Source organism: Pseudaminobacter soli (ex Li et al. 2025), assembly GCF_029892515.1.
Classification (GTDB): domain Bacteria; phylum Pseudomonadota; class Alphaproteobacteria; order Rhizobiales; family Rhizobiaceae; genus Pseudaminobacter; species Pseudaminobacter soli_A.
Genome location: NZ_JARXVF010000001.1, coordinates 1,619,113 through 1,643,833, shown reverse-complemented (window position 1 = coordinate 1,643,833; position 24,721 = coordinate 1,619,113). Strand labels below are relative to the sequence as shown.

Below are 24,721 nucleotides of genomic sequence, written 5' to 3'. Positions count from 1 at the left end.
CATCCGCGCCGCTTCGTTCAGTAACACAGTCTGTTTCCGCACGGAAACCGCAGTTTGCGATTAGCCTGATGGTATGCCTGGGTCAATGTGCGCCTATTGATCGCATCACTTTGACGGAATATATGTCAGGGGAAACATGGTTTTTGGCCAATTATTGCTCTGGGCGCGAAAACCTTCCGACATAGAAACGGAACTGGCGGACTGATGGAATTGACCGTCCCCAACGAGATGGCAATTGAAAAGCGCGTGCGCGAGGCGGGCCTGCGCCCGACGCGTCAACGCGTCGCGCTCGCAAGTCTGCTTTTCGCGAAGGGGGACCGTCATCTCTCGGCCGAAGAGCTGCACGAGGAAGCGGTATCGGCCGGCGTGCCGGTCTCGCTGGCCACCGTCTACAATTCGCTCCACCAGTTCACCGAGGCGGGACTGCTGCGCATTCTCGCGGTCGAAGGGTCGAAGACCTATTTCGACACCAACACCTCCGATCACCACCACTTCTTCATCGAAGGCGAGAACAAGGTGTTCGACATCGATCCCGGTGCGGTCAAGGTTCTCAACCTGCCGGAGCCGCCGGAAGGCCTTGAGATCGCCAATGTCGATATCGTGGTGAGGCTGCGCCCCAAGCGCGTGCCCTGATGGTGCAATCGGGGCGCTGTCGCCCCGACTTCACTCAATGCATTTGAGTTTTGAGCCCGTATGACCAAGGTCGACGGCATGCCGTCGACCTTGCGGCTGATTTGGAGCTCAGTCCTTCACCAGTTCGCCCGGATAGGCGCCCCACAGCATCGTCTGCTTGATCCAGCCGGTTACGCCGTCGAAGGTCATCTCGCACCAGTCGCCGTTGCAGGTCTTGATCTTGCCGACGACGCCGGGATCGAGAATCGCGACGGTGCGTGCCTCGGCGTCTGGCTTGGCGAGGAGATTGATCTTGGACTCCTTGCCGCGCTGCCACGGCGCAGCGATCGCCGTGCGCTTGCCCGACAGCAGCGTCTGGTTGACCCAGCCTTCCGCGCCATCCGAGTCGCGCACGCGGCGCCAGTTGTCATATTCCTGGATGATCTCCATCGGCAGGCCGGGCTTGAGATAGAGCCAGTCGACCGGGTAGCTCAGGCCCGGCCCAATGCGGGAGTTCACCTTGCCGGATTTGAGGCTGACGAATCGCGGAAGCGGCAGCCCGCTCGGGCCCAGAGTAACTTCCTGGTTGGGAGTGGGCGCGCCTATCGTGACCGAGGCGCTTGCTGACAAGAATGCGAGGCCAGTCACCGCAGCGACTGCCGCAATGCGAAGCGACACGAAACCAGACACCTTCATTTCCTTGTACGTGAGGCGTTACCGCCGCTTGCGGTACACGCCCCCTTTTTCTTTGTCTTCGGCGGCACCGCTTGTTACACAGGCAGTGGCACCAAGGCAGGTTTCCAGTTTCGCGCGTCTTGGTTAAAGAGGTCTCAACGGGATCCGGATTCGAGGACACAATGGCCGGCAAAAAGAAGCCTCTCGTGGTGATTACGCGCAAGCTTCCCGATCAGGTCGAGACCCGCATGCGAGAGCTGTTCGATGCGCGTCTCAACATCGAGGATCGGCCCATGAGCCAGCCGGAGCTGGTGGCCGCGGTCAAGGAAGCGGACGTGCTGGTGCCGACCGTGACCGACCGAATCGACGCCGCACTGATCGAGCAGGCCGGCGAAAATCTCAAGCTGATCGCCAATTTCGGCAACGGCGTCGACAAGATCGACGTCACAGCGGCCTCCAAGCGGGGAATCACCGTCACCAATACGCCGAACGTCCTCACCGAAGACACCGCCGACATGACCATGGCGCTGATGCTGGCGGTGCCGCGCCGCCTGGCCGAAGGTGCCACACTGCTGGAAAGCGGCGGCAAATGGGCCGGCTGGTCCCCGACATGGATGCTCGGCCGCCGCATCTGGGGCAAGCGCCTCGGCATAGTCGGCATGGGGCGGATCGGCACGGCGGTGGCGCGCCGCGCCAAGGCGTTTGGCCTGTCGATCCACTATCACAACCGCAATCGCGTGCTACGCAGCGTGGAGGACGAGCTCGAGGCGACCTATTGGGAAAGTCTCGACCAGATGCTGGCCCGCATGGACATCATCTCGGTCAATTGCCCGTCGACGCCGGCGACCTTCCATCTGCTGTCGGCGCGCCGGCTCGCGCTGATGCAGCCCTCGGCCTATCTGGTCAACACGGCGCGCGGCGACATCATCGACGAAGATGCGCTGGTCAAGCTGCTGCAGGAAGGCAAGATTGCCGGCGCCGGGCTCGACGTTTTCGAGCATGAGCCGGCCGTCAATCCCAAGCTCGTCAAGCTTGCCGCCAAGGGCAAGGTCGTCATCCTGCCGCATATGGGATCGGCCACCATTGAGGGCCGCATCGACATGGGCGAGAAGGTCATCATCAACATCCGCACCTTCATCGACGGACATCGCCCGCCGGATCGCGTACTGCCGCTGCGCTTCTGAACGGGTCCTTACCCGGCTAAATCCAGGCTTATTGCCGACGAACGGACGCCAGATTGGAGCTCCGCTTGATGGTTTTTGCCCGATTCCATACGGCTCTTGAGGCGCGCTGCGATCACGGCGCTGTGCTCGTTTCGTGAGCCGAGCCACCAAGATGTGAACGGCTGTTGTTCGACGCATCGTTCACCAAAACGCACCTACTGACCCCAATCCCGTTCTCATATCTCCAGGTCATCGGAACGACGCGGCAGACGCCCAACGGTTCCGAAATAAGATTTTAGGAGAGTTGAAATGAACAAGACCTTTGTTGCGCTCGCCGCCATCCTCATTGCCTCGAGCACGGCCTATGCAAGCGATCGTTATGGCGATGCGGCCCCGGCCGTTACCCGGGCGAACAGCGGCGTAATTGCTACCACTGCGATCGATAACTCCGCCCGCTACGGCGATGCTGCCAAGGCCTCGGTCGTGGTGAACATTCCGTCGAACGACTTTAGCTCGAGCGCTGCCTTCGGCGCGCCCGTCAACCGTCTCGGCGCCAGCTCGCGTATTCTTTACGGCAGCAACTGAGCAGAACAGCGCATCGTAAGGTGAACCAATATGGGCGGCAGGCTTCGGCCTGGCCGCCCTTGGCATTTCTGGCGTTTGCCAAAGCGCATGATTCTATCGGTTATGGGATAGGCACCGCCGCCGGTGTTCGCCGGCACATCATGCTCAACCCAGCATCTTACGCATCGTAATGGAAGTCGGTCGATCGAAGCCCTCATGGGCGGTGCGTGAGGTCTCGACAAAACCCAGCTTGCCGAACGCCATCTGGTTGCCGGTCAGCTCGATGCGCGTCTGCAGTTCGAGGATCGGCTTGCCGCTTTCGCGGGCAAACTGTTCGACGGCGCCGAGCAGGTGTTTGCCGATGCCGGCGCCTTGCGCGGCGGGCGCTACAGCGAGCTTGCCGACGTAAAAATGGTTGAGCTTCTCGGCGGCGAAAACGCAGCCCAACAGCTCTTCGCCGGCCGTGGCCAGAAAGACCGTCTCCGAGTCGGCCTTGGCCGCGAGGTTTTCCGGCGTCAGCTGGTGAGCGGAGGAGGGCGGGTCGATGATCCCATTCATATAGGCGAAGGCGTCGAGAATCAGGGCAAGCAGTTCGTTCCAGCGATCGAAATCCGCCGGAAGCCGGGCAATGCCGACCTGGTCCGGCGCAACCGTCACGCCTGTCTCCGATAGCGCACCGTGTCGAAGCGGGCTGCCAGCGCATCGTAAAGCAACAGACGCCTCACCAGCGGCTCGCCGATGCCGGTAATCAGCTTGATCGCCTCCATCGCCTGCAGCGTGCCGATCACGCCCGTCAGCGCGCCGACGATGCCGGCTTCCGCGCAGGAGGGCACCAGACCAGCCGGCGGCGGCTCGGGGAACAGGTCGCGATAGCTCGGGTTCTGTATGCCGTCCGGTCCGGTCTCGAACGGCTTCAGCACGGTGATCGAGCCGTCGAAGCGGCCGACGGCCGCATGCACCAACGGCCGCCTTGCTGCCTCGCAGGCATCGGCAACGGCGTATCGCGTGGCAAAATTGTCGGAGCCATCGACCACGAGATCGTATTGCACCACCAGCGCTTCGGCGTTCTCGGCGGTCAGCCGGAAATCGTGCAGCTCGACGCTGACATGAGGATTGATCCGCAGCAGCGCAGCCTTCGCGCTCTCGAGCTTGGAGATGCCCACTGCATCGGTGTCATGGATCACCTGGCGTTGCAGGTTCGACAGCGAAACCGTGTCGTCATCGACGATGCCCAGCGTGCCCACACCGGCGGCCGCCAGATATTGCAGCACCGGCGCACCAAGCCCGCCGGCGCCGATGACCAGCACACGCGCCCGCCTTAGCTTCTGCTGCCCCGCGCCGCCGATTTCCGGCAGCACGATGTGGCGCGCATAGCGTTCCAGTTCTTCGGGCGTGAGCGGGGAGGGGGGCTGGCTGATATTCATGGTGCAATCATATCGGCGCAGCCCGGCCTTGTCAGGCGTCTTCGGTGGGGTGAACCGATCCATGATCGACGGTAAGGAACAATGCCTTGCCGCTCAGGCTGGAGAACAGCGCCGGCTCGGTGCCGGTCATGAAGGCCTGGCAGCCAAGTTCTTCCAGGATCGCAAAGAGGGCGGCCCGGCGGCCGGCGTCGAGATGGGCGGCGATTTCGTCGAGCAATAGAATCGGCACCGTGCCCGACATCTCGCCGCAAAGCCGCGCGTGCGAAACGATGATACCGACCAGCAGCGCCTTCTGCTCACCGGTGGAGCAAAGCTCGGCGGGCATGGCTTTGGGCCGATGGGTGACGATGAGGTCGCTGCGATGCGGCCCGTCCAGCGTGCGGCCGGCGGCGCGGTCGCGATCTCGGCCGTCAGCCAGTGCGCGGCGGAACGATTCCTCGACTTCTACGGCTGGCCGCTGGCCGATCTGGCTTTCGAGTGTGCCCGAAAGCGCGATGTCCGCCTGCGGGAAGGGGCCGGAGGCTGGCAGCTTCTCGATCATCGCCGCAAGCAGCCGCACCATTTCGACGCGCGCTGCGGCAATCGCCACGCCGGTCTCGGCCATCTGCGTCTCGATGGCCTCGAACCATTGGCGGTCGCGCGATTCTTCGGCGAGCAGCCGGTTGCGGCCCCGCATCGCCTTTTCATAGTCCAGCGCGCGCTGGCCATGGCTGGGGTCGATTGCCAGCACGAGTCGGTCGAGGAAGCGGCGGCGGTCGCCGGCAGACCCGGTAAACAGCGTGTCCATTGCCGGCGTCAGCCAGAGCACGCGCAGCCAGTCGAGCATGTCGTCGGCCGACTTGGCGTTGGCGCCGTTGATGCGCACGCGCCGGCCCGATTCGCCCGGCACATCCGTGCCCGAGGTTCCGGTGCCGATCTCGGCGTCGCCGAAAGCACCCTCGACATGGGCGTGGACGCTGAAGCCGCCGGCGCTGCCTTCGAGCGCGACATCGCCATAGGGCGCGCGCCTCAGGCCGCGCCCCGGCGTCAGGAAGGAAATGGCTTCCAGGAGATTGGTCTTGCCGGCGCCGTTCTCGCCCGTGAAGACGACGGCGCCGGATCTCAGATTCAGCGAAATCGCTGAATAGTTGCGGAAATTCGTAAGCGTAAGCCTACTGATGTAAGTCGACGTCACGTCCGCCTACCGCCCATCGACCTGTCGAATTGCCGTCGCCGAGTCCTAGACGCGCATCGGCATGAGCACATAAAGGGCGTGCTCGTCGGCCGTGTCGTGGATCAGCGTGGGCGAGCCGGCATCGGCCAGCATGAACTTCGCTTCGCTGCCGGAAAGCTGGGCGGCGACATCGAGCAGGTATTTTGCGTTGAAGCCGATCTCGATCGGGTCGGACGAATAGTCGGCCGCGATCTCTTCGGTGGCGCTGCCCGAATCGGGGTTGTTGACCGCAAGCGTCACCTGGCCGTCGGAGATCGACAGCTTCACCGCACGGCCGCGCTCGGACGAAATCGTCGAGACGCGATCGACGGCGCGCGCAAAGCTCTCGCGGTCGATGATGAGCTGCTTGTCGTTGCCGGTCGGGATGACGCGCTGATAGTCCGGGAAGGTGCCGTCGATCAGCTTGGAGGTGAGCACCACGCTGCCGATGGTGAAGCGGATCTTGGTATCAGACAGTTCAGTGGTGACCGGGACTTCCGGATCGTCGACCAGCTTCTGCAGTTCGCTCACGGTCTTGCGCGGAATGATGATGCCCGGCATGCCTTCGGAGCCAGCCGGCGCGTCCATTTCGGCGCGGGCAAGGCGATGGCCGTCGGTGGCGACCGACCGCAGCTTCAGCTTGCCGCCGACTTCCAGCGTGTGCAGGAAGATGCCGTTGAGATAGTAGCGCGTCTCCTCGGTGGAGATGGCGAACTGGGTCTTCTCGATGAGCGTCTTCACGGCAGTGGATTCGAGCCGGAAGATATGGCTGAACTGGCCGGCCGAGAGTTCCGGGAAGTCCGACTGCGGCAGGCACTGCAGGCGGAAGCTCGAGCGACCGGAAATCACCGACATGGCGTTGCCGTCCTCGTCGGTCTTCAGCATCACCTCGGCGCCGTCCGGCAGCTTGCGCACGATGTCGTAGAGCAGATGCGCAGGCACCGTCGTGGCGCCAGCCTGTTCCACATTCGCGGCCGTCGCTTCGGTGACTTCGAGGTCGAGGTCGGTCGCTTTCATTTCAAGGCTTGCGCCGTCGGCATGCAAGAGCACGTTCGACAGGATCGGGATCGTGTTGCGCCGCTCAACCACGCGATGAACGTGGTTCAAGGACTTCAGAAGGTTTGAGCGTTCCAGGATAACACGCATGACGCAACAAGCTCGCTTGATAGAAGTAGCAGGGTTCCGGGCTCGGCCCCCCGCACAAGGCCCAACATTGTTGGAATTACGCCAAACTGACAGGAAAAGGCGGGAAAAGGCAAGCCCGCGGTGCCTTTCTAGGGCGTTCCCGCGGGCATTTTGGGGATAACCTTACCGCGACCGCCGGTCGCGTGCCCCGCTCTCTTCGTCAGGCCTCTTTAGGCCTGGTCGGTGATCAGCCGGCGCAGCAATTCCAGTTCCTGCGCTAGCGTGTTGTCGTTGCCGGAGAGGTCTTCGATCTTTCGCACGGCATGCAGCACGGTGGTGTGGTCGCGGCCGCCGAAACGGCGCCCGATCTCGGGCAGCGAGCGCGGGGTCATGACCTTGGCGAGATACATCGCGATCTGCCGCGGCTTGACGATGGTGCGCGTGCGCCGGTTGGACAGAAGCTCGGTCTTCGACACGTTGTAGTGCCGCGCCACGATGCGCTGGATGTCCTCGATGCGGACGCGCTTCGGCTCGCCGGAGCGGTAGATGTGGCCGAGAATCTCGTCGATGCGCTCGATGTTCAGCTGTGGCTCGAAAGACTGGCGGAACAGGAGCTGGTTGAACGCGCCTTCCAGCTCGCGGCCGCTGCCGGTCACCGTGCGGGCGACGTGGGAGAGGATCTCGTCGTCGATGCTCAGGCCCGGATCTTCGACCTTGGCGCCGTCCAGGCGCGTCTTCAGCATGCTGAAGCGCATGCCGAAGTCCGGCGTCTGCATTTCCAGCGCCACGCCGCCATTGAGGCGCGAACGTACGCGCGGCTCGAGCGATTCCAGCTCGGACGGCGGCCGGTCGGCGGCAACCACCACCTGCTTGGCGCTGTCCAGCAGCATGTTGATCAGGTGGCAGAACTCGTGCTGGATCGACTTGCCCTGCAGGAACTGCATGTCGTCGATGATCAGGAGGTCGATGTCGCGCAGCTGCTCCTTGAGCGACAGCGCGTTGTTGTCGCGAATGGCGGTTGCAAAGCGCCACATGAAATACTCGGCCGTCAGGTAGACGACGCGCGACTGCGGGTTCTGCTTCAGCGACTCGGCTGCGATGGCCTGGAGAAGGTGAGTCTTTCCAAGGCCGACCGTCGCGTGGATGAACAGCGGGTTGAAGCGCACCGCGCTCTGGGCCGATTCTGCCACAGCGCGCGCGGCGGCGAAGGCGACTCGGTTGGACGGGCCCTCGACAAAGGATTGGAACGTGTAGCGCGCGTCCAGCGGCGAGCCGAGAACGTTCTGACGGAAGTCGCCGCTCGGGGCGCTCTGCAGCGAGGGCGCTGCGCGCTCCAGGCTCGTGTTGGCGGTCGTGCCGACCGAAAGGGTCGTGTGTGTCTGCCGCGTGGTGGCCTTGCGGCTCTGCTGCGCCTTCCCGAGATCCTCAGTGGGAGCGGCAAGCCGGGTTGCCGTGCGCACCACGATGTCCACCTTGAGGACGTCCGCGTCCTCCTGCTTCCAAATCTCCGAGATCAGCTCAAGATAATGGCTGTTGATCCACGAGCGCAAAAACGCCGTGGGAACCGAAATCCTCACCAGGCCCTTGGAAGCTTCCGCAAGCTTCATGCGGCCAAACCAGCTCGAATAGACTTCGCTGCCGAGACGTGCCTTCAGCTGTGCCTTGACCCGGTCGAATGTCTTCTCCGCGCCGCTGGAGCCCGTCATCTCTTTCCCCTCGATGAGGTTCACTGGAAAAAGGAAGTCTGATTTTGCTTCCTTGTCGATGCCATTATGCATTGTAGCAATCCTCGTCGTCCGTACCTGCACCGGGCTGCCTCGGCTGCATAATCCTGCATCCGCCTCGTTGGCCGCCCTTCTACTCTCAAACGCGGTTACCGCCGCCAGCGGCAACCGACACTGCTAAACTTCCAGTCCGCAAGCATACTGCTGCGGGGTCGCCGCAAGACTGCAGCGAACCAACTCATCCGGCGGCACACGCCAGAGCCTACTCTCCTATTACAAGTTCGCTTTACCCACGCGCCCTACCCATCGAAAAGGCAAAACCCTGCCAGTACGCGGATTATGTCCGCGTCCAACACCCCATTATTTTCTGGCTAGGTCTTCAGGCCGTAGGCCCGTCCCTCTCAATGAAAAGACACTACAAAAAACGCTGTGGACAGGGCAAGGCCACACTCAACCCTTTTTTAATGGTTCCGGCCGCCCCGGCTATTGACTCTGCCTTTCGCAAGACTGCGGGAATCGACAAAAGTGTTTCGATTCAACCCCTTTCCTATCCAATGCGAAAACGGGCGCGTGTGAGAAAATTCTTTTCAAAAAAAATCTTGACAGCTACTTGGTCGGCGCCCCTGCCGGGCGAAATGAACAGGCTGTGGATAACGTTCTGTAACGCTATGAAAAATAAAGGATTTTACGATCAGGATATGTGTGAGGGATCCTGCGCGCAGCAGTTGTAGATTCCGTCAGGCGTAAATACGCCGGCAAATAATCAAAGATGCTGAAAGATATTCCCTGCGAAGCTATTTCCGCTCTTTTGCGTATTTTCTTCGGCAAACGAAAAACCCGGCCTTTTGGGCCGGGTTTTCTGTAGTCGGATACTAAGTATTTAAGAATTAGGCAGACAGGGCCTTAACGCGCAGGGTAAGGCGCGAAACCTTGCGGGAAGCCGTGTTCTTGTGCAGGACGCCCTTGGTGGCGGCGCGCATCAGTTCGGGCTGAGCAGCCAGGAGGGCGGCTTCAGCTGCCGACTTGTCGCCCGAGGCCAGCGCCTCCTCGACCTTGCGCACGTAAGTGCGGACGCGCGAACGGCGGTTCTTGTTGACCGCGGTGCGGGCGGCGATCTTGCGCGTTGCCTTTTTGGCCGAGGATGTATTGGCCATGATGCCTCTCTTTGCGTTTCAGTGATGGCGCCCGAGATATGCTTCAGGACGCAAAAAACAAATGGGCAGCCAGAGGCCGCCTCGGTTGGTGCGGCTTATAGTTCAGCTTTGAGCGCGCGTCAACGCCGTTTCCGCCGCAATTGCTGAGAGCATTGTCCGCATGCTCAACGGTTCTTGAAATTGGCGGCGCGCTTCTCCGAAAACGCGGCCATGCCTTCCTTCTGGTCTTCGAGCGCGAACATGGAATGAAACACGCGCCGCTCGAAACGAAGGCCTTCCGAAAGCGTCGTCTCGTAGGAGCGGTTGACGGCCTCCTTGGTCATGATGACCGCCGGCAGCGAGAGGCTGGCGATCTTGGTGGCCGCCTTCAGGGCCTCGTCGAGCAGTTCGCCCGCCGGCACCACGCGCGACACCAGACCGCTGCGTTCGGCTTCGGCCGCGTCCATCATCCGTCCTGTCAGGCACATGTCCATGGCCTTGGATTTTCCGACAAAGCGGGTCAGTCGCTGCGAGCCGCCCATGCCCGGCATCACGCCGAGCGTGATCTCGGGCTGGCCGAACTTGGCCGTGTCGGCGGCGATGATGAAGTCGCACATCATTGCAAGCTCGCAACCGCCGCCAAGCGCGTAGCCCGCGACCGCCGCGATCACCGGCTTGCGCACGCGCGTGAACGCCTCCCAGCCGGCGAAGAAGTCTTCCAGATACATGTCCACATAGCTCTTGGACTGCATCTCCTTGATGTCGGCGCCCGCGGCGAAGGCCTTTTCCGAGCCGGTGAGAACAATCGCGCCGATCTCCGGATCGGCATCGAAGGCCTGGCTGGCAGCCAGCAACTCCTTCAGAACCTCGGAGTTGAGCGCGTTGAGTGCCTTCGGCCGGTTCAGCGTGATGAGGCCAACCTTGCCGCGCGTTTCGACGATGATCGTTTCATAAGCCATCAGGAAGGTCTCCTCTCGCTGGGCCGTTGGAAGCCCGTGTTCCGATTGGTTTAGCGCTGGCAGCGCGGGCAATAGAAGGTCGACCTGCCGCTCTGCACGATGCGCTCGATATGCCCCTTGCAGCCGGGTGTGCGGCAGGGTTCGCCTTCGCAGTCGTAGACCGAGAAGGAATGCTGGAAATAGCCGAGCGAGCCGTCTGCATGCACGTAATCGCGCAGCGACGAGCCGCCCGCTTCGATGGCGTCGGCAATGACCGAGCGGATGCTCGAAGCCAGGCGTTCGCTTGCCTCCGCGGCCTTCTTGCCGGGCTTGGCTATCGTGCCGGCAATCCTGAGCGGCGACAGGCCGGCGCGCCACAGCGCTTCGGACACGTAAATGTTGCCCAGGCCGGCAATCAGCCGCTGATCCAGCAGTGCCGCCTTGAGCGGGCTGCGGCGGTCGCGGAAGAGTTCGGCCAGCAGCTTGCCATCGAGCGCGTTGCCCGTCGGCTCGACACCGAGCCCGGCCAACATCGGATGTTCCGCGCCGTTCTCGGCGAAAAGCATGAAGCCGAAGCGGCGCGGATCGTTGAAGATGATGCGCGTCGGCTCGCCTTTCGACGGTTCGAGATGGAAGACTACGTGGTCGTGGGCGGCGGCCTTCGGTCGTTCGTGATGGAAATCGCCGGGTAGTAGCGCCTGATCGTCGGTTTCGACCCTGAAGGAGCCTGACATGCCGAGATGGCAGATCAGAACTGGGGCATCCTCGATATGCGCGGTCAGGTATTTCGCCCGCCGACCGAGTGAGATGATCCTGCGCCCTTCGAGTCGTTCCGCGAACCGCTCGGGAAACGGAAAGCGCAGATCTGGGCGGCGGGTCTCGACGCGAACGATGCGCGCGCCTTCCATGGCCGGCTGCAAGCCGCGCCGCACTGTTTCGACTTCGGGCAACTCAGGCATTGCGGGCGATCGCCGGATAGAAAGAGGTGCCGTGGCGTCCACGCGCCAGGCCAAGATGTTCGGCCACCGTCTCGCCAATGTCGGCAAAGGTTTTGCGCAGGCCGATATCGCCACCCGACAGGCCCGGTGCGATGCCGATGACGGGCACGCGCTCGCGCGTATGGTCGCTTCCTCTCCAGGATGGGTCGCAGCCATGGTCGGCGGTCAGCAGGAGCAGGTCGCCGGGTTGCAATGTCGAGATTGCTTCCGGCAGCCGTTTGTCGAAGGCTTCCAGCGCGGCGGCATAGCCTGCAATGTCGCGGCGATGGCCGTAGAGCGTGTCGAAGTCGACGAAATTGGCAAATACCAGCTCGCCGTCGCGCGCATCGTCCATTGCCTGCAAGGTCGCGTCGAAAAGCGCCATGTTGCCGGCCGCCTTGCGCACCTCCGAAACGCCTTGATGAGCGAAGATGTCGCCGATCTTGCCCATGCCGATGACCTTGCTTCCGCGCGCGGTCAGGCGGTCGAGCAGGGTCGGCTCGGGCGGCGGCACGGCAAAGTCCCGGCGATTGGCGGTCCGCTCGAAATCCGCCCGCGTCTCGCCGGTGAAGGGCCGCGCGATCACGCGGCCGATGTTCAGCGGATCGACCAGCCTGCGCACGATGCGGCAGAGGTCGTAAAGGCGTTCGAGGCCGAAATGGGCTTCGTGGGCCGCGATCTGGTAAACGGAATCCGCCGAAGTGTAGCAGATCGGCTTGCCGGTCTGGATATGCTCCTCGCCATATCTTTCGATGATCTCGGTGCCGGAGGCATGGCAGTCGCCGAGAATGCCGGGCAGCTTCGCTTCCGCGATGATTTCGGCGGTCAATCCGGACGGAAAGGTGGGAACGGTCTGCGGAAAATAGCCCCACTCAAAAGGCACCGGCACGGCAGTGATTTCCCAATGACCAGACGGCGTATCCTTTCCGCTCGAAACCTCCTCGGCTGCGCCATGGAAGGAGGAGGGCGGGGCGGCTCGATCCTCGCCCAGCGAAAATCCGGTAGCCGTGGCTGACGCCCGTCCAAGTCCGAGCGAGAGCATGTTGGGCACGTTCAGCGGACCCTTCCGCAGTTCCTCTCGGTCCGCGGCACCTGTGGCGCAAGCTTGGGCGATATGGGCAAAAGTGTTTGCGCCGGCGTCACCGAAGCTATCCGCGTCAGGCGCGCCGCCGATGCCGAAGGAGTCGAGAACGAACAGGAATGCACGCGCCATCGGAAACTGGGCTCACCTTTGCCGGAACAGTGCTCCACAGATAGGCTGCGCGGCGGCCATTGGCAATTCGGAAGCGAAAGCGATCAATCTCCCGAAACGGTCGATCCGGTGGTGAAACGCCCGGATCAGCAGTCGCTGCAGGATACGTCGGCACTCATGCGCGGGCGCAGATAGTAAGTCCCGCCCATCGAGATGCTGTCAAAGGCCGAGAGCAGGCCTAGCGTCTTCTTTTGTGATGCGTCCCAGGTAATGAGCGGCTTGTAGTTGAGGGTGCTCGTGACGCGGATGAGGTAGGTGCCCTTGATCTTGAGCTGGTCGGGTATGGTGGTCGGCGACTGGGCCACATAAGGCGTGCTGTAGACGCCATTTGCGATCTGTCTCGACCAGACAACCAGCACCTTGGGAGTGGCTTCGTTGGTGATCTGAACCTCCGACACGATGATCGTCGGGGTTGAACGATTGTAGGGCTGGAGAATCGCCTGGCCGAGCTGCATCATGGCCTCGACATCTGCCTTGGCGATCTTTCCCGGCTGCTGAGTCACAAGGTCGGCGACCATGCTGCCGATGCGGTTGACCTTTTTGCTGGTCTCAAGGCCAAGCGAGAGTTCCATGCTGACAAAATATACGCACAGCAGCAGCGGCGCGATGAGCGCGAACTCAACCGCCGCAATGCCGCGACGGTCTGCCCGCAGCCGGAATAGGCCACTCCAAAGTCTCGTCAAATCCATCCGTGTCATATGTGCCCCCGCACGAACGACATGTTGCTTTGCCCTATCCTGCCTTCAGCCCGGCTTTTCGCGTCAATTCTCGAACGGCTCGTTCTGCCAGATGGCCGTTGCGGCCAGCAGGATCTTGCCGCCTTTGATGTTCGAAATGGATGCCCGCATGAAATCGGTAATCACGGGCCACTTGTAGTAGACCCGCAATATGTTCTTGCTCTTCGCCAGACCCGGGTTGATGGCAAAACCGGTTGTGTCGAGGTCACGATTGGGTCCAGTCCCCGTCAGCTTGGTCTTGATATTGAGCGCGTCGGGGTAGTTGGCGAACTGCTGCAGGTCGATGAAGAGATCCGGGCAACCCTTCGAAACCAGTACCTCCAGGCGGCTGCAGATCATCGTTTTGACCTTGGCGGCCACAGCAGCCTGGTTGTTCGGGTCAGGCCTGAGCTGACCCGTGCGGAATTGCCGGGCGACGTCGTCCGCGGCACCTGACACTACCTGTTGTGCGGTAAAGGAGATGCAGCTTTCCAGAATCGCGAAGGTCAGCAGCGCGAAGGGGATGGCAAGCATCGCAAATTCGATCGCCGTGGCGCCGCTCGCGTCGCGTAGGAAAAGGCCGAAGAGGCCTCGCCGCCCGCGTTTGACAGACTTTCTTGCGCTCAACTCGACGCTCATGGCCGCTTCCTGCCGATACCAGACTGAGTTTCGCGAGAAATTTAGCGCAAACTTATTGAAGCTCGGTTTGGAGGGGCGCTAGAATTTCGCTGCCTGCATTTACCGGCCGGTAACTGTCGCTGCTGCGCTCAGATAATTAGCGGCTCGTGTTCATCTCGGCTTCGGATACGCGTTCAGCCTCGTTCTTGTAGGAGCTTTCGCAATAAGGCGTGCACGACATCGTCTGGACCTCGGCGCGCCTGTAGATGCGAACGGAAGAAGCGGAATCGCGTGCGACCGTCACCTGTTCGTCGACAATCGGGGCGCCTTCCTTGTCGAGTGCCACGATGTTGGTCACTCCGAAGCCCTTGCCGGTCAGTACAATGGTCGTCGCATCCTGAACGGTCGCATCGGCGATCAGCGGATTGCCTACAACGATGGTATCGGCGGGGCGCGCCAGGCGGATGATCTTGGCCTGGTTCATCACCACGTCTATTCCGGCCCCGGCGATCGCGGATGTCGTAGGAAGGGCCGCGGCAGCAAGGCCGATAGCCAGCGCGGCAAGGCAAGTGGAAAAGTTCAGCCTGGTCATGCGGCGCTCCGCCCGGAATAAGTCTTCAACGGACTATGAACATCATTGGTGAACCAAGCGTTAAGCGCGGTCTGTGCCCAGGGTGCGAAAAGAAGAAGAAAATTCAAGCTTCGGAAAGTCCGATTTTGCCGAACACTTTTACCGCCCGGTTAACCACAAGTTTTGATGGCAAGCAGAAAGCTTTTGGTAAGGCTGTTCGTTAAGCCGATCGAAAGAGCCGTTCACTAGTGTGAGGGCATCCGATCAATGCACCAGAAATGTTGACGGAAGTGCTGTTAACACGTCGAGCAAGGAGCTCTGAAATGGCCAACATCTTCGCACGTTTTGCAAAAGACGAATCCGGCGCGACCGCCATCGAATACGGTCTGATCGCCGCCCTCATCGCAGTTGTCATCATCGCCGGAGCCGGCATGGTCGGCAAGAGCCTGAACAACAAGTTCACTGCTATCTCCACGGCGGTCGACGGCGCCGGCAAGTAACCGAAGCCTCACCCAAATCGTCGAAAAAGGGTCGCACTTGGCGGCCCTTTTTTCATTTCCAGGTTCTAGATACGTCTTCCGTTACACACGATCGCACAGCGGCGTCAGCGGCGCCTGAGCGGACTCATAAATATTTAATAAGAATTTTCCATCCTGCGGGTGGCTGAAAATTCAACACCGGCGCCGTGATTGTTTCGCTGATATTCGTGTGCTTCCCGTTCTGTACGCTGTTTGCTTTTCGCAGCCCTATCCTTGTTGTCCATGGCCATCGCAAAGCGCGCATGAAAAGGTTTTGATAAGGCTGTTTATTAAGCCGATTGAAAGAGCCGTTCTTTAGTATGGGGCATCCGATCAATGCACCAGAAGAATTGACGGAAGTGCTGTTAACACGTGGAGTAGGAGCTCTAGAATGGCCAATATCTTCGCACGTTTTGCAAAAGACGAATCCGGCGCGACCGCTATCGAATACGGTCTGATCGCCGCCCTCATCGCAGTTGTCATCATCGGCGGCGCTGGCCTGGTGGGCAAGAGCCTGAACAACAAGTTCACTGACATCTCGACGGCGGTAGACGGCGCCGGCAAGTAACCGAAGCCTCACCCAAATCGTCGAAAAGGGTCGCTTTTGGCGGCCCTTTTTTTCATTTCCGGGATGTGGAAGCTTGGCCGAAGGCATACCGCACACTGAGGCGGACTCATCAATCCTTAAGACGAAGCTTCCATACTACAGGCCTTCAACATCCGGACATCCGTGACGCCATGCTTGTTGCGCTGATCTTTGTGGTATTTCCGTTCTGCATGCTTTTCGCAGCGATATCCGATTTGCTGTCCATGACCATCGCAAACCGGGTATCCCTCTTGCTGCTCGGCACCTTCGCGGTCGTGGCGCCTCTGACGGGTATGGATTGGTCCGCTTACGGACTGCACTTTGCTGGTGGCGCGCTGGTTCTTGCCGTCACCTTTACCCTTTTTGCATTGGGAGGCATGGGCGGCGGCGATGCAAAGCTCTTGGCGGCGACCGCAGTTTGGATGGGCTTCGGAACTCATTTGCTCGAATATCTGGTGGTCTCGGCTTTCCTCGGCGGCGTGCTGACACTCGGCATACTGAGCTACCGCGGCTCAGTTGTCGCCATGTTCACCGGCAGGAACATGTTCCTGCGCAATTTTGCCGACAAGACTGTCGGTGTTCCCTATGGGATCGCGCTCGGTATCGGCGGGCTGATCGCCTATCCGGAATCGCCGCTGATGGTCTGGGCAATCGAGCAGCTTGCCGCAAAATAACGATTAAGAGTTGCTCTGGTTTACTTGGCTGCATTGCTAGCCAGGCACTGGACGACCCGTTGGCTTTTTCTCTTCCATCCCGAAAAAAGCTTCGAGTCCTGGGCACGTTTTATGCCCAAAGACGCAAGGCGGCGCGGCAGTCAATTGTAAACTTTAAATTAATCACGACCGTAAGGGCTTCGTTAACCATAAGTTGACGATTGGGTCTGCATTGTCTGCCTTGGCTCAAAGGGGTTGCGAAGGCGAGGGTTCGGGCAAATGGCAGCATCCCGATTGATTATTCTGAGCGTGGCTGTTGCTGCGGCTGGTGGTGCGGGGTACGTCGCCAAGAACATGGCGACGGTTACGCCGTCGGAGACGGTTGCCGCGGCAGGCCCCCAGGAGCCGGCAATTCGGCTTTCCGACGTTCTGATCCTTACCGGCGATGTGCCCATGGGCGCTTCGGTGGACGGCCATATCGGCTGGCAGTCATGGCCGTCCGATGCCGTCAACGCCAATTTCATAACGCGCTCCGCCGAGCCGGACGCGCTCGACAAGCTGAAGACATCGATCGCCCGCATGGCGATGTATTCCGGCGAGCCGCTGCGTCGCTCCAAGCTGGTTGGCGACGGGCAGAGCTTCATGTCGTCCATCCTGCCGAGCGGCAAGCGCGCCATCGCAACGCGCATTGCGGCCGACACCTCGGCTGGCGGGTTCATCCTTCCGAACGACTATGTCGACGTGATCATGACGCGGCGCGTGGATGGCGAAATCCCCAACAGCGGCTACATCACCGATACCGTCCTCAAGAACATCAAGGTTCTGGCGATCGACCAGGCCATCCAGGAGGACGAGGAGGGGCGTCGCGTCAAGGTCGGCGAAACGGCGACGCTCGAGCTGACGCCGCAGCAGGCGGAAATCATCACCGTTGCGCAACAGATGGCCGATCGGCTGTCGCTTTCCCTGCGTTCGGTTGCCGACGCGCAGGAAGCAGCCACGGACGAGGCCGATTATCTCGTCTCCGGCGCCGGCAGGCGCGGACTGGTGCGCCTGATCAAGTCCGGTGAGGTGACGGAAGTGGGGTCGAAGAAATGAGGCTGATCGTGAAAAAGCCGGTTACCGGAGTGGCCGCCGGCCGCAGCCTTGCCGGGATGTTCACCACCCTTGCGACCGGCGTTGCCGTGATATTTGCGGGAGTCGGTCCGAATGCCAGCCTCGTCGCCGGGGCAGAGGCGGCCGGTACGGCCCATATTGGCTCTTCGACGAGCGCCGGGCAGCGGATCAAGCTCGGCCTCAACAAGTCGATCGTCATCGACCTGCCTGCCGACGCCTATGACATTCTCGTCGCCAATCCGGCGGTTGCCGATGCCGTCACGCGCACGGCGCGGCGCATCTATCTGTTCGGCAAATCGGTCGGCCAGACCAACATCTTTGTCTTCGGTCCCAATGGCGAGCAGATCGTCAGCCTCGACCTCGCCGTCGAGCGCGACGTCGCGGGGCTGGAGGATTACATCAAGCGCTTCATCCCCAGTTCCAACGTCAAGGTCGAGCTCATCAACGACAACGTCGTGCTGACCGGCTCGGTGGAGACGCCGCTCGACGCCAAGCGCGCTGTCGACTTGGCCAATGTCTTCGTCAGCGGCGGTGAAGCGACCACTGGTCAGTATTCGCAGACGGCGGCCGGCGGGTCCGCCAATGGCGGCGTCGACATCAACAATCCCGATTACGAGCGTCGCGTCAGCAAGATCGTCAATCTTCTGCAGATCATCGGCGAAGATCAGGTGACCCTGAAGGTCACGGTCGCCGAAGTCAGCCGCAACGTCATGAAGCAGCTCGGCGTGAATATGTTCGCGGCGGGCAACTCGGACGGCATCACTTGGGGCGGCATCGTCGAAAACTCGTTCGGCCTGGGCAAGCCGCTTTCGGCGTCGGGTCTGGCCGTCAATTCCTCGACGTTGAGCGCCTACGTCAATGCCATGGAACAGGCCGGCGTCATGAAGACGCTCGCCGAGCCGACGCTAACCGCCGTTTCCGGTGAAAAGGCGACCTTCAAGGTCGGTGGCGAATTCAATCTGGTCACCGGGCGAACGAGCGCGGTTTCGGACGACAACAAGACCGGCGATACGACCTACAAGATCGACAAGGTCGAATATGGCATCGGCCTCGAATTCCAACCGGTGGTCCTGTCCCCCGGCCGCATTAGCCTGAAGGTGCGCACCTCGGTTTCTGAACCGACCAATGAAGGCTCGGTTCAACTCGAGGGTCTGGTTCCCACCAAGAACAGGTTCGGCTTCCTGGGCGCCAATATGATCTCCATTCGCAAGCGCCTGGCCGACACGACCGTTGAGCTGCCGTCGGGCGGCTCGATGATGATCGCCGGCCTTGTCCGCGACGATGTCAAGCAGGTGATGAACGGCCTGCCGGGTCTGGCCAAGATTCCGGTGCTCGGCACGCTCTTCCGCAGCCGCGACTTCGTGCGCAACGAAACCGAGCTGGTCGTGATCATCACGCCCTACCTGGCCAAGCCTGTCGCGCGCAACGAGCTGGCGAAGCCGGACGACAATTTCAATGCCGCGAGCGACGGGGCCGGAATGTTCCTGGGCAGGATCAATCGCGTCTACGGGACGATGCAGACCAACCTACCGAACGGCCGGTATCACGGCGTCGTCGGCTACATCTACAAGTGATCGAGGAACCTGACATGTCTCAGGCAAGGTTTGGCTTCAAAGTCGCCGCACCCGTCGCAGCAGCCTTGCTGGCCGTTCTGCTGGCCGGCTGCGCGCACGACAGCATCACCGTGGGAGCGATCCCGGACGACTATCGGACCAATCATCCGATCGTCGTCGGCGAAAGAGTGCAGGCGATCGATCTTCCCGTCGCCATCAGCGATCGCGGCATGACCCAGATCCAGCGGGTGGCGCTAAAGGGCTTCCTTGCGGATTATGATCGCAGCGCTGCCCCGCCGCTCACCATCCTTATCCCCGCCGGTGCCCCGAATTCGATTGCTGCGTCAGAGGCCGGCCGCGAATTCGCGGCTCTCGCGAGGGCGCGCGGTGTTCCGGCTGGCCGGATCATCATTGCGCCCTATCAGCCGCCGGTCGTGGACGTGGCTGCGCCGATACGCGTGAGCTACCCCAAGATGCGCGCCTATACCGATCGGTGCGGTCGCTGGCCCGAGGACCTTGGGGACACTACACAGAACAGGCACTACAGCAATTTCGGCTGTTCCTATCAGAACAACCTCGCGGCCCAGGTCGCTAACCCAGCAGATCTTCTGGGGCCGCGCCAGCCATCCGAGATCGACGCCCAGCGGCGTGAGGCTGTCATCGACGGCTACCGCAAGGTGCCGTTCTACAGCCCCGTGCCGCAGCGCGAAGTCGACTACTGATCAATCTCTGCCCGGAACATATGACCATGGAAAACCTGGCATACGACCCCGACCTGGAAAGCGCCGCCTCGACGCAGGATGTGGCTGCCATGAGCGCGTTGCGGCCCGTGCCGCGCATCTCGATCCAGGCTTTCTGCGAGACCGAGAGCGTCGCAGGCCCCATCGAGCGTGCTGGCGAGGACCGCCGCATGGCCAAGGCGCATCTCAAGGTGCACATGGGGGGCGTGCCCACCGCGATCGAGTTTTATCACTCGGCGCCGACGCCCAATCTTGTCATCCTGGAATCGCGCAGCGAACCCAAGGCCTTGCTCGCGTCGCTGCGCGAGCTTTCCGAGGTCTGCGATCCCAGCACCAAAGTGGTGATCATCGGCCACTACAACGACGTCGGCCTTTACCGGGAGCTCATCCGTTCCGGCATTTCGGAATATGTCGTAGCCCCGATCTCGATGGTGGACGTCGTCAGCGTCATTACCTCCATCTTCGTCGACCCCGATGCCGAGCCGATCGGCCGTTCCATTGCTTTCATCGGTGCGAAGGGCGGCGTGGGTTCTTCGACGATCGCCCACAACGTCGCCTGGAGCATGTCGACGCTGTTCAGTTCCGAGGTGATGGTTGCCGATCTCGATCTCGCCTTCGGCACTGCAAACATCAATTTCGACCAGGATCCGGCGCAGGGCATCGCCGAAGCGGTGTTTTCGCCCGAGCGCATCGACGAAGTCTATCTCGACCGGTTGCTCGCCCAGTGCGCGGAGCGCCTTTCGCTGCTGGCGGCGCCGTCGACCCTCGACCGCGTCTACGATTTCGACTCGGAAGCTTTCAGCCAGCTTATCGATACAGCGCAGCGCAGCGCCCCGCTTCTGGTGCTCGACGTGCCGCACATCTGGAGCGGCTGGTCGAAGAACACGTTGATGAAGGCGGACGAGATCGTCATCACCGCCACGCCGGAACTGGCCAATCTGCGCAACACCAAGAATCTCATCGACATGCTGGCCAAGTTGCGCCCGAACGATGCGGCGCCCAAGCTGATCCTCAATCAGGTCGGCGTGCCGAAGCGGCCGGAGATCTCGGCCGCCGATTTCGCCGAGCCGCTCGGGGTGACGCCGATGGCTGTCATTCCCTTCGAGCCGCAGCTGTTCGGCAATGCGGCCAATAACGGCCGCATGCTGGGCGAGATGGATGCCAAGAATCCCATCGTGCAGACCATCAGCGAAATCTCGCACGTGCTGACCGGCCGCAGCGAGCTTAAGAGCAAGAAGAAGGCCGGCTTCGGCAGCCTGCTCGACAGATTGAAGCTGAAGAAGTGATCGCGGGACCAAAGGACGGGTAATCGAACATGTTTGGTCGAAGAGGTACCAGTGACGGAAGCAGGGCGCAGCCCGAATTCCGCGCGCCCGCTCCGGCAGCGACGGTTCAGCCCGTTGTGGAAACGCGAATCGCAGCCGCGGCTACCGCGCCACGCCGCGCCGTGGAGGCCCCGTCGCTGGCGCCGGAGCCGCGCAAGGCGGCGGTACAGCGCGAGCGCAGCGAAACCTACTACGACACCAAGTCCCAGGTCTTCTCAGCGCTGATCGACACGATCGACCTGTCGCAGCTCGCCAAGCTCGACCCCGAGAGCGCGCGCGAGGAAATCCGCGACATCGTCAACGACATCATCGCGATCAAGAACTTCGCGATGTCGATCTCTGAGCAGGAAGAGCTGCTCGAGGACATTTGCAACGACGTGCTTGGCTATGGTCCGCTCGAGCCGCTGCTGGCCCGCGACGACATCGCCGACATCATGGTCAACGGCGCCAAGCAGGTCTTCATCGAAGTCAACGGCAAGGTCGAGCTGACCGGCATCCGCTTCCGCGACAACCAGCAGCTCCTGAACATCTGCCAGCGCATCGTCAGCCAGGTCGGCCGCCGCGTCGACGAATCCTCGCCGATCTGCGACGCGCGCCTGCCCGACGGCAGCCGCGTCAACGTCATCGCCCCGCCGCTGGCGATCGATGGCACCGCGCTCACGATCCGTAAGTTCAAGAAGGACAAGCTGACGCTCGATCAGCTGGTACGCTTCGGGGCGATCTCGCCCGAGGGCGCCGAAGTGCTGAAGATCATCGGCCGTGTCCGCTGCAACGTCATCATTTCCGGCGGTACCGGCTCGGGCAAGACCACGCTGCTCAACTGCCTGACCAACTATGTCGACCGCGACGAGCGCGTCATCACCTGCGAAGACTCGGCCGAGCTCCAGCTGCAGCAGCCGCATGTGGTGCGCCTCGAAACCCGTCCGCCCAACCTCGAAGGCGAGGGCGAGGTGACCATGCGCGATCTGGTCAAGAACTGCCTGCGCATGCGTCCCGAACGCATCATCGTCGGCGAGGTGCGCGGACCGGAGGTCTTCGACCTTTTGCAGGCCATGAACACCGGCCACGATGGCTCGATGGGCACCATCCACTCGAACAGCCCGCGCGAATGCCTCAACCGCATAGAATCCATGATCGCGATGGGAGGCTACTCGCTGCCTCAGAAGACGGTGCGCGAAATCGTCGTCGGCTCGGTGGATGTCATCATCCAGGCCGCGCGTCTGCGCGACGGCTCGCGCCGCATCACGCACATCACCGAGGTGATCGGCATGGAAGGCGACGTCATCATCACGCAGGACCTCGTTCTCTACAACATCAAGGGCGAGGACGCCTCCGGCCGGCTGGTCGGCGAGCATGCCTCGACCGGAATCGGGCGCCCGCACTTCTGGGATCGCGCGCGTTATTTCGGCGAGGAGCAGCGCCTGGCGAACGCGCTTGAGGCCATGGAAAAGCGGGCGGAGTGAGAGACCGGAGATGTTCGGTATCGACCTGACAGTATTGGCTTTCATCGTTTTAGCCGGCTTCAGCGCCGGGGCTGTGGCCTATGCCTTCCTGTTCAAGTCCCTTGAAAACGAGAAGAAGGCGGGACGCCGTCTTGAGCAAGTCAAGGCTGCGGAGACCGATCGCTCGGTGGTGAAGGCCGCGCGCGACCGAGCCAACGAAATCACAAAGCGCCGCAAGACCATCCAGGACACGCTGAAGGAGCTCGACGAGAAGCAGAAGGCCAAGGATCGGGTCACCAAGAAGCCGCCACTGCGGATCCAGATTCGCCAGGCGGGCATGCAGGTGTCCGTGGAACGCTTCTACATGTACTCGGTGATCTGCGGTTTGGTTGTCACCTTCCTGGTGTTCCTGGCCGGCGCGCCTCTTTTGATTTTGCCGGGCGCATTGGCAGCAGGCACGATCGGCTTGCCGCGCTGGTTCGTCTCCTTCAAGCGCGCGCGCCGCGTAAAGGCGTTCCTCAACGAGTTTCCCAATGCGCTCGACATCATCGTTCGCGCGGTAAAGTCGGGCCTGCCGCTGAACGACGGCGTGCGGCTCATAGCCAATGAAGCTCCGGAGCCGGTGCGGACCGAGTTCCGCCGCATCGTAGAAGCCCAGCAGGTTGGCCTCTCGATCCCGGACGCAGCAATGCGCATGGGGGAGACCATGCCTTGCCCCGAGGCGAATTTCTTCGGGATCGTCATCCAGATCCAGAGTCAGGCCGGCGGCAATCTGTCGGAGGCTTTGGGCAATCTCTCGCGCGTGCTGCGCGACCGTAAGAAAATGAAGGCCAAGGTCCAGGCTCTCTCGATGGAAGCCAAGGCATCGGCGGCGATCATCGGGGCGCTGCCCTTCATCGTCGCCTTCCTCGTCTACGTCTCCAGCCCCGCCTATATCATGCCGCTCTTCACGACGAGCACCGGCCATCTCATTCTCGGCATTTCCGCCATCTGGATGTCGATCGGCCTTTTCGTCATGCGGCAGATGATCAACTTCGAGGTTTAGTGACATGACCGACCAAGTCGTGAAGTCCGTCACGGACCCCTCGTTCCTGATAGCGCTGCTCGTAGGCATTGCGGTCTTTGCCACGATATTCACCGCGCTGCCGGCACTTGGTGGCAATGCGTTGAGGTCGCGGATGAAAGCGGTGGCGCTGGAGCGCGAGGAACTGCGCGCCAAGCAGCGCGCGCGGCTGGCCGCTGAGGCGGATCGGCGAAGAAAGGGGCTGCGCGAAGAGAAGTCGGCCGGCATGCACCGCATCGTCGAGCGGCTGGACCTCAGACGCGCGCTCGTCGACGAGGGCACGCTGAACAAGCTCAAGGTGGCCGGCCTTCGCGGTCAGAACCCGCTGACCAAGTTCCTGTTCTTCCGTCTGGTTCTGCCGTTCGTCGGCTTTGTGCTCGCTGGCATCTATGTCCTCTTCCTGGACGGCCTGCCGGAACAGCCGCTCATCATGAAAGTGTGCGTCTGCATCGTGGCGGCGTATCTGGGCTTTTATGCACCGGTCGTGTACGTCAACAACCGGGCCTCCAAGCGCAAGCAGTCGATCCAGCAGGCCTGGCCGGATGCGCTCGACCTGATGCTGATCTGCGTGGAATCGGGCATGTCGATCGAGGCGGCGATACGCAAGGTCGCCGACGAAATCGGCACCCAGTCGGTGGCGCTCGCCGAAGAGCTCATCCTGACCAATGCCGAGCTTTCCTATCTGCAGGAGCGCCGGCAGGCCTATGAAAACTTGTCGGCCCGTACCGGGCTCGAATCGGTGAAGGCTATATCGCAGGCGCTGATCCAGGCCGAGCGCTACGGCACGCCGATTGCGCAGGCATTGCGGATTCTGTCGAATGAAAGCCGTGAGATGCGCATGAATGCCGCCGAGAAGAAGGCCGCTGCGCTGCCGCCGAAGCTCACCGTGCCGATGATCCTGTTCTTCCTGCCGGTCCTGTTCGCGGTCATTCTCGGCCCCGCTGGCATGCAGATCAGCCAGCGCGGGGTTTTCTAGGGCGGGGCTGAGCGCGAAACGCCGCCTGGCTGGAACACAAACAGCAAAAAGCCGCGTGATCCCATCAC

At 61.7% G+C, this 24,721-nt stretch carries 26 protein-coding genes; 13 read left to right on the top strand and 13 right to left on the bottom strand.

Going from position 1 to position 24,721, the window contains the following annotated elements; translation table 11 throughout:
• The first annotated feature begins 204 nt into the window (after positions 1–204).
• Positions 205–633, top strand: coding sequence for an iron response transcriptional regulator IrrA (irrA, locus tag M2281_RS07875; protein ID WP_280820507.1), 429 nt, complete (start codon positions 205–207; stop codon positions 631–633).
• A 108-nt stretch (positions 634–741) separates the two neighbouring features.
• Here the strand turns inward: irrA and M2281_RS07870 are convergent, their stop codons facing one another.
• The gene (locus M2281_RS07870) at positions 742–1,302 is read right to left on the bottom strand and encodes an SH3 domain-containing protein (RefSeq protein ID WP_280820506.1); all 561 of its coding nucleotides are present in this window, start codon (positions 1,300–1,302) and stop codon (positions 742–744) included.
• 167 nt (positions 1,303–1,469) lie between these two features.
• On the opposite strand from M2281_RS07870, the gene M2281_RS07865 reads away from it, so the two are divergent.
• Both M2281_RS07865 and M2281_RS07860 read left to right on the top strand, forming a co-directional pair.
• Positions 1,470–2,471 (top strand): 2-hydroxyacid dehydrogenase, encoded by a 1,002-nt coding sequence (locus M2281_RS07865; protein WP_280820505.1) that lies wholly within the window; start codon positions 1,470–1,472, stop codon positions 2,469–2,471.
• 288 nt (positions 2,472–2,759) lie between these two features.
• Positions 2,760–3,035, top strand: a complete 276-nt coding sequence (locus tag M2281_RS07860) for a hypothetical protein (protein WP_280820504.1) — start codon at positions 2,760–2,762, stop codon at positions 3,033–3,035.
• A gap of 144 nt (positions 3,036–3,179) precedes the next feature.
• On the opposite strand, the gene M2281_RS07855 is transcribed toward M2281_RS07860, so the two are convergent.
• The 12 genes from M2281_RS07855 to M2281_RS07800 form a co-directional block, all read right to left on the bottom strand.
• Entirely contained in the window at positions 3,180–3,671 is a 492-nt protein-coding gene (locus M2281_RS07855; protein WP_280820503.1) for a GNAT family N-acetyltransferase, read from the bottom strand.
• Entirely contained in the window at positions 3,668–4,438 is a 771-nt protein-coding gene (locus tag M2281_RS07850) for a molybdopterin-synthase adenylyltransferase MoeB (protein ID WP_280820502.1), read from the bottom strand. Before M2281_RS07850 ends, M2281_RS07855 begins: the two co-directional genes overlap by 4 nt.
• Before the next feature lie 31 nt (positions 4,439–4,469).
• Positions 4,470–5,612, bottom strand: coding sequence for a DNA replication/repair protein RecF (gene recF, locus M2281_RS07845; protein WP_280820501.1), 1,143 nt, complete (start codon positions 5,610–5,612; stop codon positions 4,470–4,472).
• A gap of 45 nt (positions 5,613–5,657) precedes the next feature.
• The gene (gene dnaN / locus M2281_RS07840; RefSeq protein WP_280820500.1) at positions 5,658–6,776 is read right to left on the bottom strand and encodes a DNA polymerase III subunit beta; all 1,119 of its coding nucleotides are present in this window, start codon (positions 6,774–6,776) and stop codon (positions 5,658–5,660) included.
• 209 nt (positions 6,777–6,985) lie between these two features.
• The gene (dnaA, locus tag M2281_RS07835) at positions 6,986–8,533 is read right to left on the bottom strand and encodes a chromosomal replication initiator protein DnaA (RefSeq protein ID WP_280820499.1); all 1,548 of its coding nucleotides are present in this window, start codon (positions 8,531–8,533) and stop codon (positions 6,986–6,988) included.
• 833 nt (positions 8,534–9,366) lie between these two features.
• Complete coding sequence (gene rpsT / locus M2281_RS07830) at positions 9,367–9,633, bottom strand: 30S ribosomal protein S20 (RefSeq protein ID WP_280820498.1); 267 nt, start codon at positions 9,631–9,633, stop codon at positions 9,367–9,369.
• A gap of 164 nt (positions 9,634–9,797) precedes the next feature.
• Entirely contained in the window at positions 9,798–10,571 is a 774-nt protein-coding gene (locus M2281_RS07825; RefSeq protein ID WP_280820497.1) for an enoyl-CoA hydratase, read from the bottom strand.
• A gap of 50 nt (positions 10,572–10,621) precedes the next feature.
• On the bottom strand, positions 10,622–11,509 hold the full coding sequence (gene mutM / locus M2281_RS07820) for a bifunctional DNA-formamidopyrimidine glycosylase/DNA-(apurinic or apyrimidinic site) lyase (protein ID WP_280820496.1): 888 nt from the start codon (positions 11,507–11,509) through the stop codon (positions 10,622–10,624).
• On the bottom strand, positions 11,502–12,740 hold the full coding sequence (locus M2281_RS07815; protein ID WP_280820495.1) for a phosphopentomutase: 1,239 nt from the start codon (positions 12,738–12,740) through the stop codon (positions 11,502–11,504). The genes mutM and M2281_RS07815 overlap by 8 nt, the downstream gene beginning before the upstream one ends.
• Before the next feature lie 125 nt (positions 12,741–12,865).
• On the bottom strand, positions 12,866–13,477 hold the full coding sequence (locus tag M2281_RS07810) for a TadE/TadG family type IV pilus assembly protein (RefSeq protein WP_280820494.1): 612 nt from the start codon (positions 13,475–13,477) through the stop codon (positions 12,866–12,868).
• A 63-nt stretch (positions 13,478–13,540) separates the two neighbouring features.
• Entirely contained in the window at positions 13,541–14,134 is a 594-nt protein-coding gene (locus M2281_RS07805; protein ID WP_280820493.1) for a TadE/TadG family type IV pilus assembly protein, read from the bottom strand.
• A 136-nt stretch (positions 14,135–14,270) separates the two neighbouring features.
• Positions 14,271–14,705 (bottom strand): pilus assembly protein N-terminal domain-containing protein, encoded by a 435-nt coding sequence (locus M2281_RS07800; protein ID WP_280820492.1) that lies wholly within the window; start codon positions 14,703–14,705, stop codon positions 14,271–14,273.
• A gap of 302 nt (positions 14,706–15,007) precedes the next feature.
• Between M2281_RS07800 and M2281_RS07795 the strand changes: the two genes are divergently transcribed.
• The 10 genes from M2281_RS07795 to M2281_RS07750 all read left to right on the top strand — a co-directional run bounded on the left by M2281_RS07795 (position 15,008) and on the right by M2281_RS07750 (position 24,653).
• The gene (locus M2281_RS07795; RefSeq protein ID WP_280820491.1) at positions 15,008–15,184 is read left to right on the top strand and encodes a Flp family type IVb pilin; all 177 of its coding nucleotides are present in this window, start codon (positions 15,008–15,010) and stop codon (positions 15,182–15,184) included.
• A 409-nt stretch (positions 15,185–15,593) separates the two neighbouring features.
• Positions 15,594–15,770, top strand: coding sequence for a Flp family type IVb pilin (locus M2281_RS07790; RefSeq protein ID WP_280820490.1), 177 nt, complete (start codon positions 15,594–15,596; stop codon positions 15,768–15,770).
• Between the two features lie 170 nt (positions 15,771–15,940).
• Positions 15,941–16,462 (top strand): A24 family peptidase, encoded by a 522-nt coding sequence (locus M2281_RS07785; protein ID WP_280820489.1) that lies wholly within the window; start codon positions 15,941–15,943, stop codon positions 16,460–16,462.
• Positions 16,463–16,720: 258 nt separating this feature from the next.
• Positions 16,721–17,536 carry a Flp pilus assembly protein CpaB gene (gene cpaB, locus M2281_RS07780; protein WP_280820488.1) on the top strand — a complete coding sequence of 272 codons (816 nt, stop codon included), beginning with the start codon at positions 16,721–16,723 and terminating at the stop codon, positions 17,534–17,536.
• On the top strand, positions 17,533–19,128 hold the full coding sequence (locus tag M2281_RS07775) for a type II and III secretion system protein family protein (RefSeq protein ID WP_280820487.1): 1,596 nt from the start codon (positions 17,533–17,535) through the stop codon (positions 19,126–19,128). Before cpaB ends, M2281_RS07775 begins: the two co-directional genes overlap by 4 nt.
• A gap of 14 nt (positions 19,129–19,142) precedes the next feature.
• Complete coding sequence (locus M2281_RS07770; protein WP_280820486.1) at positions 19,143–19,829, top strand: CpaD family pilus assembly protein; 687 nt, start codon at positions 19,143–19,145, stop codon at positions 19,827–19,829.
• A gap of 26 nt (positions 19,830–19,855) precedes the next feature.
• Positions 19,856–21,133 (top strand): AAA family ATPase, encoded by a 1,278-nt coding sequence (locus M2281_RS07765; protein ID WP_280820485.1) that lies wholly within the window; start codon positions 19,856–19,858, stop codon positions 21,131–21,133.
• A gap of 29 nt (positions 21,134–21,162) precedes the next feature.
• Positions 21,163–22,635 (top strand): CpaF family protein, encoded by a 1,473-nt coding sequence (locus M2281_RS07760; protein WP_280820484.1) that lies wholly within the window; start codon positions 21,163–21,165, stop codon positions 22,633–22,635.
• Positions 22,636–22,645: 10 nt separating this feature from the next.
• Complete coding sequence (locus M2281_RS07755) at positions 22,646–23,659, top strand: type II secretion system F family protein (RefSeq protein WP_280820483.1); 1,014 nt, start codon at positions 22,646–22,648, stop codon at positions 23,657–23,659.
• A 4-nt stretch (positions 23,660–23,663) separates the two neighbouring features.
• The gene (locus M2281_RS07750; RefSeq protein ID WP_280820482.1) at positions 23,664–24,653 is read left to right on the top strand and encodes a type II secretion system F family protein; all 990 of its coding nucleotides are present in this window, start codon (positions 23,664–23,666) and stop codon (positions 24,651–24,653) included.
• The last annotated feature ends 68 nt before the right edge of the window (positions 24,654–24,721 follow it).

Coding starts and splice junctions, on each gene's coding strand:
- M2281_RS07825 (WP_280820497.1), bottom strand. CDS start 10,571: ATGGCTTATGAAACGATCATCGTCGAAACGCGCGGCAAGGTTGGCCTC.
- rpsT (WP_280820498.1), bottom strand. CDS start 9,633: ATGGCCAATACATCCTCGGCCAAAAAGGCAACGCGCAAGATCGCCGCC.
- M2281_RS07755 (WP_280820483.1), top strand. CDS start 22,646: ATGTTCGGTATCGACCTGACAGTATTGGCTTTCATCGTTTTAGCCGGC.
- M2281_RS07795 (WP_280820491.1), top strand. CDS start 15,008: ATGGCCAACATCTTCGCACGTTTTGCAAAAGACGAATCCGGCGCGACC.
- M2281_RS07865 (WP_280820505.1), top strand. CDS start 1,470: ATGGCCGGCAAAAAGAAGCCTCTCGTGGTGATTACGCGCAAGCTTCCC.
- M2281_RS07785 (WP_280820489.1), top strand. CDS start 15,941: ATGCTTGTTGCGCTGATCTTTGTGGTATTTCCGTTCTGCATGCTTTTC.
- M2281_RS07850 (WP_280820502.1), bottom strand. CDS start 4,438: ATGAATATCAGCCAGCCCCCCTCCCCGCTCACGCCCGAAGAACTGGAA.
- dnaA (WP_280820499.1), bottom strand. CDS start 8,533: ATGCATAATGGCATCGACAAGGAAGCAAAATCAGACTTCCTTTTTCCA.
- dnaN (WP_280820500.1), bottom strand. CDS start 6,776: ATGCGTGTTATCCTGGAACGCTCAAACCTTCTGAAGTCCTTGAACCAC.
- cpaB (WP_280820488.1), top strand. CDS start 16,721: ATGGCAGCATCCCGATTGATTATTCTGAGCGTGGCTGTTGCTGCGGCT.
- mutM (WP_280820496.1), bottom strand. CDS start 11,509: ATGCCTGAGTTGCCCGAAGTCGAAACAGTGCGGCGCGGCTTGCAGCCG.
- M2281_RS07860 (WP_280820504.1), top strand. CDS start 2,760: ATGAACAAGACCTTTGTTGCGCTCGCCGCCATCCTCATTGCCTCGAGC.
- M2281_RS07760 (WP_280820484.1), top strand. CDS start 21,163: ATGTTTGGTCGAAGAGGTACCAGTGACGGAAGCAGGGCGCAGCCCGAA.
- M2281_RS07770 (WP_280820486.1), top strand. CDS start 19,143: ATGTCTCAGGCAAGGTTTGGCTTCAAAGTCGCCGCACCCGTCGCAGCA.
- M2281_RS07805 (WP_280820493.1), bottom strand. CDS start 14,134: ATGAGCGTCGAGTTGAGCGCAAGAAAGTCTGTCAAACGCGGGCGGCGA.
- M2281_RS07765 (WP_280820485.1), top strand. CDS start 19,856: ATGGAAAACCTGGCATACGACCCCGACCTGGAAAGCGCCGCCTCGACG.
- M2281_RS07790 (WP_280820490.1), top strand. CDS start 15,594: ATGGCCAATATCTTCGCACGTTTTGCAAAAGACGAATCCGGCGCGACC.
- M2281_RS07810 (WP_280820494.1), bottom strand. CDS start 13,477: ATGACACGGATGGATTTGACGAGACTTTGGAGTGGCCTATTCCGGCTG.
- M2281_RS07750 (WP_280820482.1), top strand. CDS start 23,664: ATGACCGACCAAGTCGTGAAGTCCGTCACGGACCCCTCGTTCCTGATA.
- M2281_RS07800 (WP_280820492.1), bottom strand. CDS start 14,705: ATGACCAGGCTGAACTTTTCCACTTGCCTTGCCGCGCTGGCTATCGGC.
- irrA (WP_280820507.1), top strand. CDS start 205: ATGGAATTGACCGTCCCCAACGAGATGGCAATTGAAAAGCGCGTGCGC.
- M2281_RS07815 (WP_280820495.1), bottom strand. CDS start 12,740: ATGGCGCGTGCATTCCTGTTCGTTCTCGACTCCTTCGGCATCGGCGGC.
- M2281_RS07775 (WP_280820487.1), top strand. CDS start 17,533: ATGAGGCTGATCGTGAAAAAGCCGGTTACCGGAGTGGCCGCCGGCCGC.